This window comes from Noviherbaspirillum sp. L7-7A, from assembly GCF_019052805.1.
Taxonomy (GTDB): Bacteria; Pseudomonadota; Gammaproteobacteria; order Burkholderiales; family Burkholderiaceae_D; genus Noviherbaspirillum_A.
This window is the reverse complement of record NZ_JAHQRJ010000001.1, coordinates 2,729,046-2,743,510: the sequence shown is the minus strand read 5'-3', so window position 1 is coordinate 2,743,510 and position 14,465 is coordinate 2,729,046. Positions and strand designations below refer to the sequence as shown.

The 14,465-nt window shown below is 66.2% G+C and carries 13 protein-coding genes; 10 read left to right on the top strand and 3 right to left on the bottom strand.

Annotated features, from left to right (window positions below):
* Positions 1 to 690: 690 nt before the first annotated feature.
* From KTQ42_RS12510 to KTQ42_RS12470, 9 genes are all read left to right on the top strand, one after another.
* Positions 691 to 2,109 carry a type II and III secretion system protein family protein gene (locus tag KTQ42_RS12510; protein WP_249222739.1) on the top strand — a complete coding sequence of 473 codons (1,419 nt, stop codon included), beginning with the start codon at positions 691 to 693 and terminating at the stop codon, positions 2,107 to 2,109.
* Between the two features lie 2 nt (positions 2,110 to 2,111).
* Positions 2,112 to 2,387 (top strand): hypothetical protein, encoded by a 276-nt coding sequence (locus tag KTQ42_RS12505; RefSeq protein ID WP_217345791.1) that lies wholly within the window; start codon positions 2,112 to 2,114, stop codon positions 2,385 to 2,387.
* 7 nt (positions 2,388 to 2,394) lie between these two features.
* Entirely contained in the window at positions 2,395 to 3,543 is a 1,149-nt protein-coding gene (locus KTQ42_RS12500) for an AAA family ATPase (RefSeq protein ID WP_217345790.1), read from the top strand.
* A 110-nt stretch (positions 3,544 to 3,653) separates the two neighbouring features.
* Positions 3,654 to 4,991: a CpaF family protein gene (locus KTQ42_RS12495; RefSeq protein ID WP_217346942.1), complete on the top strand. Its 1,338-nt coding sequence runs from the start codon at positions 3,654 to 3,656 to the stop codon at positions 4,989 to 4,991.
* Complete coding sequence (locus tag KTQ42_RS12490; protein WP_217345789.1) at positions 4,988 to 5,890, top strand: type II secretion system F family protein; 903 nt, start codon at positions 4,988 to 4,990, stop codon at positions 5,888 to 5,890. Before KTQ42_RS12495 ends, KTQ42_RS12490 begins: the two co-directional genes overlap by 4 nt.
* Positions 5,887 to 6,573 (top strand): type II secretion system F family protein, encoded by a 687-nt coding sequence (locus tag KTQ42_RS12485; RefSeq protein ID WP_217345788.1) that lies wholly within the window; start codon positions 5,887 to 5,889, stop codon positions 6,571 to 6,573. The genes KTQ42_RS12490 and KTQ42_RS12485 overlap by 4 nt, the downstream gene beginning before the upstream one ends.
* Positions 6,570 to 7,043: a TadE family protein gene (locus KTQ42_RS12480; RefSeq protein ID WP_217345787.1), complete on the top strand. Its 474-nt coding sequence runs from the start codon at positions 6,570 to 6,572 to the stop codon at positions 7,041 to 7,043. The genes KTQ42_RS12485 and KTQ42_RS12480 overlap by 4 nt, the downstream gene beginning before the upstream one ends.
* The gene (locus KTQ42_RS12475) at positions 7,040 to 7,585 is read left to right on the top strand and encodes a TadE/TadG family type IV pilus assembly protein (protein WP_217345786.1); all 546 of its coding nucleotides are present in this window, start codon (positions 7,040 to 7,042) and stop codon (positions 7,583 to 7,585) included. The genes KTQ42_RS12480 and KTQ42_RS12475 overlap by 4 nt, the downstream gene beginning before the upstream one ends.
* Positions 7,586 to 7,595: 10 nt before the next feature.
* Positions 7,596 to 8,903: a vWA domain-containing protein gene (locus KTQ42_RS12470; RefSeq protein ID WP_217345785.1), complete on the top strand. Its 1,308-nt coding sequence runs from the start codon at positions 7,596 to 7,598 to the stop codon at positions 8,901 to 8,903.
* A 136-nt stretch (positions 8,904 to 9,039) separates the two neighbouring features.
* Here the strand turns inward: KTQ42_RS12470 and rpoD are convergent, their stop codons facing one another.
* Positions 9,040 to 11,481, bottom strand: coding sequence for an RNA polymerase sigma factor RpoD (gene rpoD / locus KTQ42_RS12465; RefSeq protein WP_217345784.1), 2,442 nt, complete (start codon positions 11,479 to 11,481; stop codon positions 9,040 to 9,042).
* 195 nt (positions 11,482 to 11,676) lie between these two features.
* Entirely contained in the window at positions 11,677 to 12,015 is a 339-nt protein-coding gene (locus tag KTQ42_RS12460) for a hypothetical protein (protein ID WP_217345783.1), read from the bottom strand.
* Between the two features lie 327 nt (positions 12,016 to 12,342).
* On the opposite strand from KTQ42_RS12460, the gene pncB reads away from it, so the two are divergent.
* Positions 12,343 to 13,533 carry a nicotinate phosphoribosyltransferase gene (gene pncB / locus KTQ42_RS12455; protein ID WP_217345782.1) on the top strand — a complete coding sequence of 397 codons (1,191 nt, stop codon included), beginning with the start codon at positions 12,343 to 12,345 and terminating at the stop codon, positions 13,531 to 13,533.
* Positions 13,534 to 13,559: 26 nt separating this feature from the next.
* On the opposite strand, the gene trmB is transcribed toward pncB, so the two are convergent.
* Complete coding sequence (gene trmB / locus KTQ42_RS12450) at positions 13,560 to 14,282, bottom strand: tRNA (guanosine(46)-N7)-methyltransferase TrmB (RefSeq protein ID WP_217345781.1); 723 nt, start codon at positions 14,280 to 14,282, stop codon at positions 13,560 to 13,562.
* Positions 14,283 to 14,465 lie beyond the last annotated feature (183 nt).

Sequence of the window (14,465 nt, the reverse complement as noted above, 5' to 3'; positions counted from 1 at the left end):
CGGACTAAAGGCTGAGGCGGTGTAGAGCATGCTGATCTGACTGCTTGCCTGTCCCATCAGGCGGGCAAGCAGCGGTTGCCGTGGATCGGCACGCCAGCCAGGCGTAGCAGTCAGGCTTGCAAGCCTGACCGGCGTTGCTCTACCTCCTTTGCTTTGCCATGCACCCCGTGTGAACAGGCGCTCGGCGCCGCATTACCTTGCCGGCATATCTCTTTTGCAGCAGGACGCTTCCATCCCTTCGCCCTGATGACGCGTAGTCCGTATTGCGTTGCCTGGCATGGATGAAAGCCAGGAGGCTGCCATCCTTCCACCGTCCTGCAAGCGAATCTGCTGCCGCATGTCGCCTTCCCTGATGTGGTGTTTGATCCTTTCCTGCGGGTGCAGACCGGTTGCCCGCCTTGCGCCAGGCAGAGGGAAGCAATCGCGATAACGCATGTCGCATGCCATCGTCTTTTGGACATCCTTTAGCAGCGATGAAAGCGCTTTTTACATCGCTGACAGGCTGGCTTTACTGCTGATCGATCACTTGACTTAGCGCCACATCAAGCGCCGGAAACGCCTTGTTCTTTATCAAGCCCACGCCATGGCGTATGCACACACTGGCGCCTGCCGTCATTCAAGTGCGTTGTCTTCCAGCCTGATGAAAGGATATTGATGCAACGTCGATCGCCATGTTATCGCCTGCCTGTCATGGCCTTGCTGCTGGCACAGCCCTGGGCGCTGGCGGCCCCGGTGCAGCCACTGCAGGCCACGTCGGTGCAGACACAGCAGCCCGCGCCGCGCATGCAGGCGCCACCGCCCTGCATCGGCGACATCGACACGGCGGCCCCGCTCGGCGTGGCCCAGGGCAAGTCGCTGATGCTCGACCTGCAGCATCGTGGCTTGCCATCGCCCGCCTGGCTGCGCGCCGTCGGCGATACCGACGTGCTGCAACTGGAGCCGACTGCATCGGCCGCGCCACGCGGCATGTTCTTCCTGTTCGGTAAAAAAGTGGGCGCCACCAACCTGCTGTTCCAGAACAGGGACGGCCGGTGCGGCTGGGTTGAAGTGGCCGTTGGCATCGATGCCGGCGCAGTGGAAGCCAGGTTGCGCCAGTTGCTGCCGCAGGAAGCCGGCATCCGTGTCGGCGCGGCTGCCGATTCCCTGGTCCTGTCGGGCGTTGCCAGCGATGCCGCAGCAGCAGAGCAGGCATTGCTGGTAGCGGAAGCCTATGCGCAGCGCGGCAATGCGGCGTCGCAGCTGCCAGGCGCCACAGGCAATGCACGCGTGATCAACCTGCTGTCGATCGCATCGCCGCAGCAGGTCATGCTGGAAGTGAAGGTCGCCGAGATCTCGCGCAGCATGCTGGAGAAGCTGGGCATCGATGCGGCGCTGGGACGCAGCCGCGGCAACTGGTCGGCCAGGCTGGCGGCGCAGTTCGTCGCCGGGGCCAATGGCACGCTGGGCCTGGTGAAGAACAGCGGCGAATTCATCAGCCTCGATGCGGAGAAGGGCGATGGCCTGGTGCGCATCCTGGCCGAGCCCACCATCATGGCCGTGAGCGGCCAGGAAGGCAGCTTCCTGGCCGGCGGCCGCATCTTCATCCCTGTGGCGCAGAACAGCGTCAATGGCGGCACCGTCACGCTGGAAGAAAAGGAATTCGGCGTGGGACTGCGCTTCACGCCCACGGTGCTGGGCGGCGGCCGCATCAACATCCGGGTGTCGCCCGAGGTGTCCAAACTCTCGCGCGAAGGCGTTGGCCTGTCGGCCCGCGGCACCGGCGGCAATGCGGTGCTGCCGCTGTTGACCACCCGCCGCGCCAGCACCACGGTGCAGCTCCAGGACGGGCAAAGCCTTGCCATTGGCGGCCTGATCCGCGACAGCCTGGCGCAGAACATCCGGGCCTTGCCCATGCTGGGAGAGGTGCCGGTGCTCGGCGCGCTGTTTCGCAGCAGCGACTTCCAGAACGACCGCAGCGAGCTGGTATTCATCGTCACGCCGCGGCTGGTGCAGCCGCTGCAGGCCGATGCGCCGCTGCCTACCGATGGCCTGCGCATGCCAAGCCGGGCCGAGTTCTTTTTGGGCGGGAAGATGGAAGCCGCACCGGCTGCCCAGCCCGCCAGGGAGTGATCATGCACAAGCGTCTTCTGATTCCCCTGCTGCTGTGCTGCGCCGCCTGCGCGCCAGTGGCGCCGCAGCTTGACAGCCGCTTCGGCAGCAGCGTGCGCAATCTGATGGCACAGCAGGCGCTGCCCTCCATGCCGGCCAATGCGGACGGCGATGCCGGCATGGACGGCGCGGCGGCGCGCGGCGCGCTGTCACGCTACCGGCAGTCATTCCAGAGCACCGCGCCTGCGCCTGCGCCAACCGTGTTCTTCAATGCCGTCGGTGGCGGCAATGGCAGGTGAGGGCGCCATGACCGGATTGCGGATCGCCGTCATCGCGCCCGGCGCGCGGCAGATAGAAAGCCTGCTTGGGCTGCTGCCGGCTGGCAGCCAGGCCAGCGCCTATCCCGGCACGCTGGCCAGCCAGGCAGCCCATGCGGCGCTGGCGGCGCCCGATGTGCTCGTGGCGGATCTGGGCGACGGGGCTGCTTCGGACGTGCTGCTGCCGCTGCAGGCCTGCGCCGGCCTGCCGGTACTGGCGCTGTCAGCGCGGCAGGATGCCGAGTTCCTGCTGGCCGCCATGCGTGCCGGCGTGCGCGAGGTGCTGCCGCTGTCGCCGGATGGCCAGCATTTGCGCGCCGCGCTGGAGCGGATTGCCGGCCTGCGCAGCAGCCAGCGCGCCGCACAGGGCAAGCTGCTGGCCTTCGTTTCCTGCAAGGGCGGCAGCGGCGCCACCTTCCTCGCCGCCAATCTGGCCTATGCGCTGGCGGCGCAGGGCAGCCGCACGGCGCTGCTGGATTTCAACCTGCAGTTTGGCGACGCCCTGCTGTTCCTGTCCGACCGCGCACCGGTGCGCACGCTGGCCGACCTGGCGCGCTCGCATGAGCGGCTGGATGCAACCTTCCTGGCGGCCAGCATGACCGAGGTGGGGCCGCTCTCGGTGCTGGCGGCGGCGCAGGACCCGGCGCAGTCCGCCGACATCCTGCCCGACCATCTCGCATCGGTGCTGGCGCTGGCGCGCAGCCGCTATGACCATGTGGTGGTGGACGTGGGCCGCAACCTGGATGCGCGCAGCCTGCGGGCGCTCGACCAGGCCGACCTGATCTATCCGGTGCTGCAGATCACCTTGCCCTTCATTCGCGATGGCCGGCGCCTGCTGGAAGTATTCGGCGGCCTTGGCTACGGCGCCGGGCGGATCAGCCCGGTCGTGAACCGCCATGAAAGACGCGGCGACATCAGCATCGCCGAAGTCGAGCAGACGCTGGGCATGGCGGTGGCACGGACAATACCGAATCACTATGCGGCTGCCGCCGCGTCGGTGAACCAGGGCGTGCCCATCATCAGGCTGGCGGGCAGAAGCCCGGTCAGCCGGGCGCTCAGGCAATGGAGCGCCGGGTTCGTGGAGGCGCCGGTGGCGCGCAGAAGCTGGATGCCGACATGGAAACGCAGCTTGGGCTGAGCAAGGCGTTGCGTGGCGGTGTGTAGTCCGTGCCGCGGCCGGCTGCATTGCCGGCCTGGTGATCAGCTTCATGCAGCAGATGAAATCAACGAAGGCAAAGGAGACCCATGATGTCATTGCGTCACCGTCTCGAATCAGGCCTGCCGCTCGCTCAGGGGCCCGCCAGCGTATCGCTCATCAATGACGAGCTCCGGGCCCGCCTGCATCGCCAGTTGCTGGAGCAGATAGACCTGCGGGCGCTCGAAGCGCTGCCGCAGGCCGAGGTATCGGCGCAGTTGCGGGCACTGCTCGACGACATGCTGACAGCCGGCCATGCCGGCCTGAACGAGGCCGAGCGGCGGCTGCTGCTGCGCGACATCCAGCATGAGATGTTCGGCCTGGGACCGCTGGAGCCGCTGATGGCCGACCCGGCGGTGTCGGACATCCTGGTCAATGGCAGCGGCCGCATCTATGTCGAGCGCCATGGCCGGCTGGAACGCACCGCCGCGCATTTCCGGGATGATGCGCACCTGATGAAGATCATCGACAAGATCGTGTCGCGGGTGGGCCGCCGGGTCGACGAGGCCAGTCCGATGGTCGATGCCCGCATGGCCGACGGCTCGCGGGTCAATGTGGTGATTCCGCCGCTGGCCATCGATGGCCCCTGCCTGTCGATACGGCGCTTTGCGGTCATGCCGCTGACCATGGCCGAGCTGTGCCGCAGCGGCAGCCTGACGGAGCCGATGGCGCAGGTGCTGGAAGGCCTGGCCAGGGCGCGCATCAATCTGCTGGTGTCGGGCGGCACCGGCAGCGGCAAGACCACGCTGCTCAACATCCTGTCCGGCTTCATCGATGAGGGTGAGCGCATCGTCACCATCGAGGACGCCGCCGAGCTGCAGCTGCGGCAGCCGCATGTGGTCCGGCTGGAAACCCGCCCGCCCAGCGTGGAAGGCTGCGGCGAGGTCACGCCGCGCGCGCTGATGCGCAATGCGCTGCGCATGCGGCCGGACCGCATCATCATGGGCGAAGCGCGCGGCGCCGAAGCGGTGGACATGCTGCAGGCGATGAACACCGGGCATGACGGCTCCATGGCCACCATTCATGCCAACAGCCCGCGCGATGCATTGACGCGCCTGGAGAACATGCTGGGCATGGCGGGCATGCAGTTGTCGCCGCGGGCGGCGCGGCAGCAGATCGCGTCGGCACTCACCGTGGTGGTACAGGTCGCACGGCTGTCGGATGGCCGCAGGCGCGTAACCAGCGTCCAGGAAATCACCGGCATGGAAGGCGATATGGTGACCATGCAGGAAGTGTTTGCATTCCGGCAGACCGGCGTGGCCGCCTGCGGCACGGTCGAAGGCAGCTTTGCGGTCGCCGGAATCTATCCGCGCTTCTGTGAACGCCTGCAGGCCCGCGGCGTGGCCTTGCCGGCCGCGCTGTTTGCCGCGGCGCCGCGGGGGATGGCATGAGCAATGACGCCCTGATCCTCGGCCTTACGGTCTTCCTGGTAGTGCTGATGCTCATTGAAGGGCTGCGCATCAGCCTGGCGATGCTGGACGACACCATGCCGCCATCGACCCGCCTGCGCGAGCGGTTGCGCGATGCCGGCCCGCCAGGCCGGCAGCCGGGCGGCTCCATCATCAAGCAGGGCAGGCTGGCGGATGCCCGCCTGCTGCGCCAGTGGCTGTCGCGCTTTGCCTTTGCCGGCGCGGTCGAGAAGCTGCTGGCGCAGGCTGGCATGCGCATCAAGGTTGCGCCCTTCCTGCTGCTGACGCTGGGCCTGGCCGGCCTGCCTTCGCTGTTTGCGCTGCACCGCCGGCGCCGGCGCCTGGCGCGCATGGAGGCGCAGCTGCCCGATGCGCTGGACCTGCTGTGCGGCGCGCTGCGCGCCGGCCATGCGCTGCCTTCCGCCCTGCGGCTGGTGGCCGACGATACCGAGGCGCCGCTGGCGGACGAGTTTCGCATCCTGGTCGATGAAGTGGGATACGGCGCCTCTCTGGCCGACGCGCTGCGCCGGATGGCGCTGCGCAATCCCGGCGGCGATATCGGCTGCTTCGTGGTGGCGGTGCTGATACAGCGCGACACCGGCGGCAACCTGACCGAACTGCTGGCCGGCATTGCCGCGCTGGTGCGGGAACGCCAGAAGCTGCGCGGCCAGATCCGCGTGCATACGGCCGAGGCCAGATTGTCGGCATGGATACTGGGGCTGCTGCCTTTCGTGCTGGCGGCCGGCCTGCACTTGGCGCATCCGCAGTTCATGAGCCTGCTCTGGACCGATGAAACCGGCCGCAGCCTGCTGCTGACGGCGCTGGCCCTGCTGGTGGCGGGCGTAGGGTGGATGCGGGTCCTGGTGCGGAGCGCATCATGAGCGGCGCCGGTCACGCGGGCGCCATGCTGGCGCTCTTTGCCGCCGTGTTCGGCATCATCCTGCTGCTGGCCCGGCGCATGCTGCCCGGTCCAGCTGCTTACCGCTTGCGGAAGATGAAAACAGCCGCGCCCGGCGGCGCGGCGCTGGTCCGCCGCAGGGAGCCGGGCCCGGGCCCGGGCCTATTGCGGCGCCTGCGCGACCGGCGGCGCCGGCGGGCACTGGCGCATGCCTTTCCGGACCTGCTGGACCTGCTGGTGGTGTGCCTGGAAGCGGGCCTGGGCATCGACGCGGCAATTGCCCGGGTCAGCGCCGACATGGCGCTCCATGCGCCCGAGCTGGCGGCGGAACTGGAGCAGGTCTCGCTCGAACTGCGGGCCGGCGCCGGTCGGCAGGCGGCCTTGCGTGCCATGGCGCAGCGCACCGGCCTGCATGAACTGCAGGCGCTGGCGGCGGTGCTGGCGCAGGCCGAGCGCTTCGGCACCGGCGTGGCCGCCGCATTGCGCCAGCATGCGGCCGAGTTGCGGCTGCGCCGCCGCCTGCTTGCCGAGGAAAGGGCGGCCAGGCTGGCCCTGAAGCTGCTGTTCCCGCTGATCTTCTGCATCTTTCCGTCGCTGCTGCTGGTACTGCTTGGCCCGGCCTCTATCCAGGTGCGGCAGGCACTGCTGTCGGGGGCGGCATCATGAGCCGCGCTGCCCTTGCATTGGCTGCACGCCGGCCGCAACGCCGCCGCGGCGGCACGCTGGTGGAGTTCGCGCTGGTGGCGCCCGTGGTGCTGCTGTTGTTCTTCGCGATACTGGAACTGGCGATCCTGTTCTGGGTCAGCCTGACCATGCAGCATGCCGTGCGCGAAGGCGCGCGCCTGGCGGTTACCGGCGCGGGCGGCGCCATGCGCGAGGCCCTGGTCATGGGCCGCATTGCCGAACAATCGATGGGACTGTATGGCCTTGTTCACCCGGTGCTGCATGTCAATGGCATCACGGTGCCGTCTGATGGCGCCAGTCCGCCGGCCGGCCTCTTCGGTGCGGGCGGCAGCATGCTGCTGTTGCGCCTGGACTGCCGCTGGCCGGTCGCCACGCCGCTGCTCAGGCCCATGCTGGGCGAGGCATTTCAATTCAGCGTGGCTGCCAGCATGCGCAAAGAGGCTTTCGAATGAGGCGCCGGCCGGTCTGCCTGCAGCGCGGCGCCGCCGCCATCGAGGCGGCATTGCTGCTGCCGTTCCTGGTGCTGCTGGCGCTCCCGGTCGCCGACCTGGCACGCGCACTGCAGACCCATCTGGTACTGGTGGCGATCAGCCGCGAGGGCGCCAGCATGGCAGCGCGCGGTTTCGGGCCGCTGGGAGCGAGCAGCCAAGCCATGATGGACACTCTGGCCGCGAGCGCGCCGCCGCTGGACATGCGGCGTGACGGCATGCTGTTCGTCACCCGGGTGATGGGAAGCGCCAGCGTGCCCTTGGCCCTGGAGCAGTACCGCTGGCTGGCCGGCGGACTGGATGCGCGTGCCGAGGTTGCCCGCTGCGCCGCCTGGGATGACGGGGGTGGCTGCACGGTGCCGATGGGCATGGCGATATTGCCCGAAGGCGGCACGCCGGACGATGGCGAGGTGGTCCATGCGTTCGAAGCGCGTTACCGCTTCCGGCCATGGTTCCCGCTGCTGCCGGGCCTGGAAACCGAGATGCATGCGCTGACCCTGTTCTGATCCCGACCCCATGCGCCACTTCATCCGCCAGTCAGCCCAGGTGCTGCCCTTGACCGCCCTGTTGCTGGTGCTGCTGGTGGCCGTGGCCGGCATGGCGCTCGATTCCGGCCGGGCCTACCTGGTGCGCGTGCGGCTGGCGGCGGCGGTCGATGCGGCTGGCCTGGCCGCGGCGCGCGCCGTCACACGCGGCGAGGATGCCGACAGCCGCAAGGCCAGCGCGGTAGCGGCGGCAGGGCGCGCATTCCGGGCCAACTATCCCGAGAACTATCTCGGCTCCGTGCCGCTGCTGGGCGCGCCGCAACTGTCCTTCGAGCAGGGCAGGGTGCTGGTGGACGCCAGCGCCAGCGCATCCCTGCCGCTCGGCCTGACCACGGTCATGGGGTTTACCAACATGGATGTCGTGGCCAGTGCGCAGGCGGTGCGGCGCGACCTCGACCTGGCGCTGGTGCTGGATGTCTCGAGCTCGCTGGCGCCGGTGGCGCAGCAGGTAAGGGATGCCGCCGTATTGTTCCTGGAACGCTTCAGTCCCGATACCGATCGCGTGGCGCTGGTCCGCTTCGCCTACGGCGCGGTGGTGGACATGCCGATCCGCGCCGGGCAGCGCGGCTTCGACCGGCCCGCCATGCGCCGGCAACTGGCAGCGACGCAGTTCTCGGGCTATACCAATTCGGCGGAAGGCTTGTGGCAAGGCCATGCGCAGTTGAACAGCGTGCCTGCCGCGCAGCGCTCCAGCCTGCGCGTGATGGTGTTCTTCTCGGACGGCGTGCCGACTGCGCTGGCTTCCCGCTTCGGCGTGGCCGCGCCTGCGGGCTGCGACCTTGCCGGCGTGCTGATCAGTGACATCGACGGCAGCAGCGTGCGCGGCCTGTGGCGCATGGACCGCCAGGAAGAGCCGGTCCCTGGCTGCGCTACGGTGAGTCTTTCACCGCAGGCGCTGCCACGGTACTACAACGCCCATGGCGAGCACACCGACCTGCCGGTGGTGGGCGGCACGCCGCGCAGCGTTGGCGCGACGCCAGACTGGACCAATGTCAACCGCGCAGCGCGCAACCTGGCCGAAGCGATGGCCGCGCGGGCGCGGGCCGACGGCGTCCATGTCTATACCATCGGCCTCGGGCCTGAACTGCTGCAGTATGCCGGCGCCGACGCGGAAAGCGGCAGCGACATGCTCAAGTGCATGGCCAACAGCGCCGATGCGCCGCCGCGCTGCAGGCAGCCGTCGCAGCCGGCTGGCGTGCATTGCCATGCACGCGACGCGGCCGGGCTCAAGCCCTGTTTCGCCATCCTTGGCGCGGAGATATTGCGGCTGACGAAGTAGGGCAGGGCGCATCAATACGGCAAAAAGGCGCATGCCACGCCATCCTCCGCCGCAAGAACGGTTGCCAGCCGCGCCATGAAACACGATAAAAAAAAGCCGCCTCTCGGCGGCTTTTCTGTTCGAACAGGAATCCCGGTCAGATGTTTTCCAGGAAGGTCTTCAGCGTGTCCGAACGCGACGGATGGCGCAGCTTGTTCATGGCCTTGGCTTCGATCTGGCGGATGCGCTCGCGGGTCACGTCGAACTGCTTGCCCACCTCTTCGAGCGTGTAGTCGGTCGACATTTCCACGCCGTAGCGCATGCGCAGCACCTTGGCTTCGCGCGGCGTGAGCGAGTCCAGCACTTCCTTGACCGCATTGCGCATCGAGGCATGCAGCGCCGCGTCCACCGGGGCCAGGGTGTTGTTGTCCTCGATGAAGTCGCCGAGCTGGGTGTCGCCATCCTCGCCCATCGGGGTTTCCATCGAGATCGGCTCCTTGGCGATCTTCATCACTTCGCGGATCTTGTGCTCGGGCATGTCCATCTTCTCGGCCAGCGTCGCCAGGTCCGGCTCGCTGCCGGTCTCCTGCATGATCTGGCGCGAGATGCGGTTCATCTTGTTGATGGTCTCGATCATGTGCACCGGCACCCGGATCGTGCGCGCCTGGTCGGCGATGGCGCGGGTGATGGCCTGGCGGATCCACCAGGTCGCATAGGTCGAGAACTTGAAGCCGCGACGGTATTCAAACTTGTCCACCGCCTTCAGCAGGCCGATATTGCCTTCCTGGATCAGGTCCAGGAACTGCAAGCCGCGATTCACATACTTCTTCGCAATCGAGATCACCAGGCGCAGGTTGGCCACCGTCATTTCACGCTTGGCCTGACGGGTGCGCATTTCCCCGGCAGCCATCTGCTTGTTGATGCGGCGCAGTTCGGGCAGCGGCAGCGCGACGCGTTCCTGCAGCGCCACCAGCTTGGTCTGCAGTTCCTTGATGGCCGGCACGTTGCGGGCCAGGACCACGCTGTACGGATGGTTGCCGGCGACTTCGCCGTCCACCCATTCCAGGTTGGTCTCATTGCCAGGGAACACCTTGATGAAGTGGGTGCGCGGCATGTTGCAGCGGTCCACGGCCAGGGCCAGGATCTGCTTCTCGATATGGCGCACTTCATCGACCTGGGCGCGCAGCGTGTCGCACAGCGCTTCCACGGTCTTGGCGGTGAAGCGCATGCCCAGCAGTTCATGCGAGATCACTTCCTGCGCCTTGGCATAGGCCGGCGAGCCGTAGCCTTCCTTGGCGGCTGCGCGGTTCAACTTGTCGAACTGGGTACGGATGGTGGCGAATTTCTCCAGCACGCTCTTGCGCAACTGGACCAGCTGTTCGCCGGAGAAGGTCGAGGCGCCGCCGGCGCTGGCAGCGCTGCCGCTTTCCTCTTCTTCCTCGTCTTCCAGCTCGTCGTCCTCGTCGTCCGACTCGTCGTCGCTGGCGGCTACGGCAGGCGCCGCATCCGCGCCGGTGGACAGGTCGACCAGGTCGTCGACGATATCGTCGACCTTGATCTCATCCTTTTCCAGGCGCTCGGCGGCGGCAATGATTTCCGAAATCGTGGTCGGGCAGGCGGAGATGGCCTGGATCATGTCGCGCAGGCCGCCTTCGATGCGCTTGGCGATCTCGATCTCGCCGTCGCGCGTGAGCAGCGGCACCGCGCCCATCTCGCGCATGTACATGCGCACCGGGTCGGTGGTGCGGCCGAAGTCGGAATCGACAGTCGACAGCGCGGTGGCGGCGGCCGCCTCGGCTTCATCGTCGCTGGCCACGGTGGCGACGTTATCCGACAGCAGCAGGGTTTCCGCATCCGGCGCCTGCTCGTAGATCGCAATGCCCATGTCGTTGAAGGTGCCGATCATGGTTTCGATCGCTTCAGCGTCGCCGACGTTGGTCGGCAGATGGTCGTTGATCTCGGCATAGGTCAGGAAGCCGCGTTCCTTGCCCAGGTTGATCAGGGTGCGGATCTGCTGCAGGCGGTGCTGGATTTCCTCTTCGGTCGCGCCTTCGTCGTCCTTGCCTGCCTTCTTGCGGTCCTTGGCCTTGCTGGCCGCCTTCAGTTCGGCACGCTCGACCGCGTTCAACGCCGCGACTTCATCGTTTTCCGGCGTGAATTCGGACGGCTTGCGGCCGCGCCGGCCCGGCACCTTCACCGAGGGCAGCACATAGCCGGAGGTATCGATCGCGGCCAGCGCGGCGGCGTCGGTCGTCTGGCTGACCGCGGGCGCGGTCCCGCGCGGCTCGGCGGCCGGCTGCGGCTTGGCCGCTTCCGCCTTCGACACCGCCTTGGCCGCCACCTTCTTCACGGTGGCCGGACGTGCTGGGCCAGCCGCGGCTGCGGGTGCCGGTGCTTCATCACCCTGCGCGACCGGCGCGGATGTCGTGGCTTCCGCCTGGGATACCAGACGCGAACGCTTCCTGACCACCGTCACTGGCGCCGCGGTCTGCGCGGGATCGAGCGGTTCTACCAGCATGGCTTTGGGTTGGGCCGCGGCGCTCGCGGCCGGCTTGACGGTTTTGGCGGACAGAGTAAGTGTTTTCGGGGTATTTTTCATTGCGTCGATATCAGGTCGGACAAGACTTGCGTTTTACGTAATTGCATCAGCGCCCGGCATTGCGCTTGAACACATGCGGGTCATGCGGTAAGGGGTAGCAGGTAAGGTCGTTAGGTAGGAATTCAACCGGCAGGTTCCGTAGTCGACCCGCATGATAGACCTTCAGGCATGCTGCGTCAGCAAATGCATCCATATTCAGTGTAAGTATGTGATTTGCCTCAGGTTGAGGTTGCGCTCGGACGACAGCTCGATTTCATACAGGCGGCCGAGCTCGTCGCAGACCTGATCGCCGACGTTCAGCACCGGCGCCTGGCGCCATGCCTTCAGGTCCAAGCCTTCTTCGCCGTACACGCTCGAGGCCGGCAGCAGGAAGGCATGCGAGGCGGAGCAGCGGAAAAATTCCATCAATGCCTTCATCGCCTCATCGTTGCCGCGGGCGTAACCGGCAACGGTGCGAAAGACCATGCACTGGCCGTGAATGACCGCCTTGCTGTCGTGGGTAAAGGAATGGACGTGGCAGGTCGGCAGGTTCAAGGTCAACGGTCCTGTTGTCAAACATGCTTGACGGCACGTCGCGCGAGATTGCAAACCGTGCCGGAATGGAAAAAAAGCCCGCTGTAAAAAGCGGGCTTGAATCTATTTCCTGAAGGAGATAGAGGAGACAGAACGAATTATGTTGGCTAAGGGAAAATATGGCCAATTGATTGTGCGCATATCAGACATGTGATTCATGAATGGCTATTTTTTTGATGTCGTTTAATTAACGCTGGAACTTGGCCCGCGCAAAAGCAGGGTGCCAATTTGTTTGTTCCTTTAATATCCTGTTTCGCAACGCGCATTCATCACAGCCAAGGACAAGCAATGACGGCAGTAGTACGCAGTCTTCTGGAGACTGATCTCTATAAATTCACGATGTGGCAGGCGCTGCTGCACAGCCATCCCGGCGCCCAGACCGAATACACCTTTGCGCTGCGCAATACGCCAGCGTTCCCGCTGTCTGAGCTGAAGGAAGAAGTCGACCGGGAACTGGACCATCTGTGCCGGCTCACTTTCCGCGACGAGGAACTGGCCTATCTGCGCAGCCTGCGCTTCATGAAAAGCGACTTCGTCGATTTCCTGACCGTATTCCGCTTCCAGCGCAAGTTCATCGAGGTCACCACCGAAGGCGACGCATTGCACATCCGCGCCGTCGGCCCGCAGGTGCATGTGATGGGCTTTGAAATTTTCGTGCTGTATATCGTCAACGAGCTCTATTTTCGGCGTTTCGCCAGGGAGCCGGCCATCGAGGAAGGGCGCCGCCGCCTGGCGGAGAAGATCGAGCTGCTGCGCCGCTTCAGCAAGGAGCTGCCGGAAAAGCACAGCTTTTCCTTCTTCGACTTCGGCACCCGCCGTCGCTTTTCCGGCGAGTGGCATGACGAAGTGCTGGCCACCCTGGCGCGCGAAGTGCCGATGTACTTCAAGGGCACGTCCAATGTCTACCTGGCGCGCAAGCACAACCTGGTGCCGATCGGCACCATGGCCCATGAATACCTGCAGTCCTATCAGTCATTCGGCGTGCGCCTGCGCGACTTTCAGAAGGCGGCGCTGGAAGGCTGGGTGCAGGAATTCCGGGGCGACCTGGGCACCGCGCTGACCGACGTGGTCGGCATGGATGCCTTCCTGAACGACTTCGACCTGTACTTTTCCAAGCTGTTCGATGGCCTGCGGCATGACTCCGGCGACCCCATCGTATGGGGCGAGAAGGCGCTGGCTCATTATGCGAAGCTGCGGGTCGATGCCAATACCAAGCGCCTTGTGTTCTCCGACGGCCTGGACATTCCGAAGGCATTCCAGCTGTACCGCCATTTCGCCGGACGCACCCAGACCGGCTTTGGCATCGGCACCAACCTGACCAACGATCTCGGCATCCAGCCGCTGAACATCGTGATGAAGCTCACGTCGTGCAATGGCCAGCCGGTGGCCAAGCTGTCGGACTCGCCAGGCAAGGGCACGATGTGCACCGACGAGACCTTCCTGGCCTATCTGCGCCAGGTATTCCACCATCCTGGCTGAGGCTGAAACTTCCGGCGCGCAGGCTCCTATCCGCGCTTGACGAATACCAGATCCCAGACGCCGTGGCCCAGCTTCAGGCCGCGGTTCTCGAACTTGGTCACGGGCCGGTAGTCCGGCCGCGGCGCAAAGCCTGGCGCCGTGTTCTGCAGCAAGGGCTCGGCGCCCAGCACCTCCAGCATCTGCTGCGCATAGTCTTCCCAGTCGGTGGCGCAATGCAGGTAGGCGCCCGGCGCCAGCCGGGATGCCAGCAGCGCGACGAAGTCCGGCTGCACCAGGCGGCGCTTGTTATGGCGCGCCTTGTGCCAGGGGTCGGGGAAGAAGACATGCACGCCGGCCAGCGACTGCGGCGCCAGCATGTGATTCACCACTTCGACGGCGTCATGCTGGATCAGGCGCAAATTCTCCAGTTGCTCCTCGCCGATCAGCTTGAGCAGGCTGCCCACGCCCGGCGTATGGACCTCGACGCCCAGAAAATTCTTGTCCGGCATGCCGGCGGCGATCGTCGCCGTGGTGCCGCCCATGCCGAAACCGATTTCCAGCACGGTGGGCGCAGCCCGGCCGAAGGCGGCATCGAGATCCAGCGGCGTTTTCTGATAAGGCAGGCAGAAGCGCGGCCCCAGGGTATCGAGCGCGCGCGCCTGCGCCGGGGAAAGGCGGCCGGCGCGGGTCACGAAGCTTCGGATGCGGCGCTCGGTCGGGTCGTAGAACAGGGGTTTGCCGGCTTCGTTGGCAGGGAGGTGATCGGACATGCGGGAGTCGTATGGGTAAGGGAAAGTGCGCCGGACAATGGCACATCGGGGACGAGGACAGTGGAGCAGGTTGCCCAGGAGGGCAGCTGATGCGCTGGCTTGTACAAGCGCCTGCGGGCCGGCGCGATTATGTCACAGGACCAAAGCGCGGAAAAGGATTGCCGGCAAGGCAGCTTCTGTTCA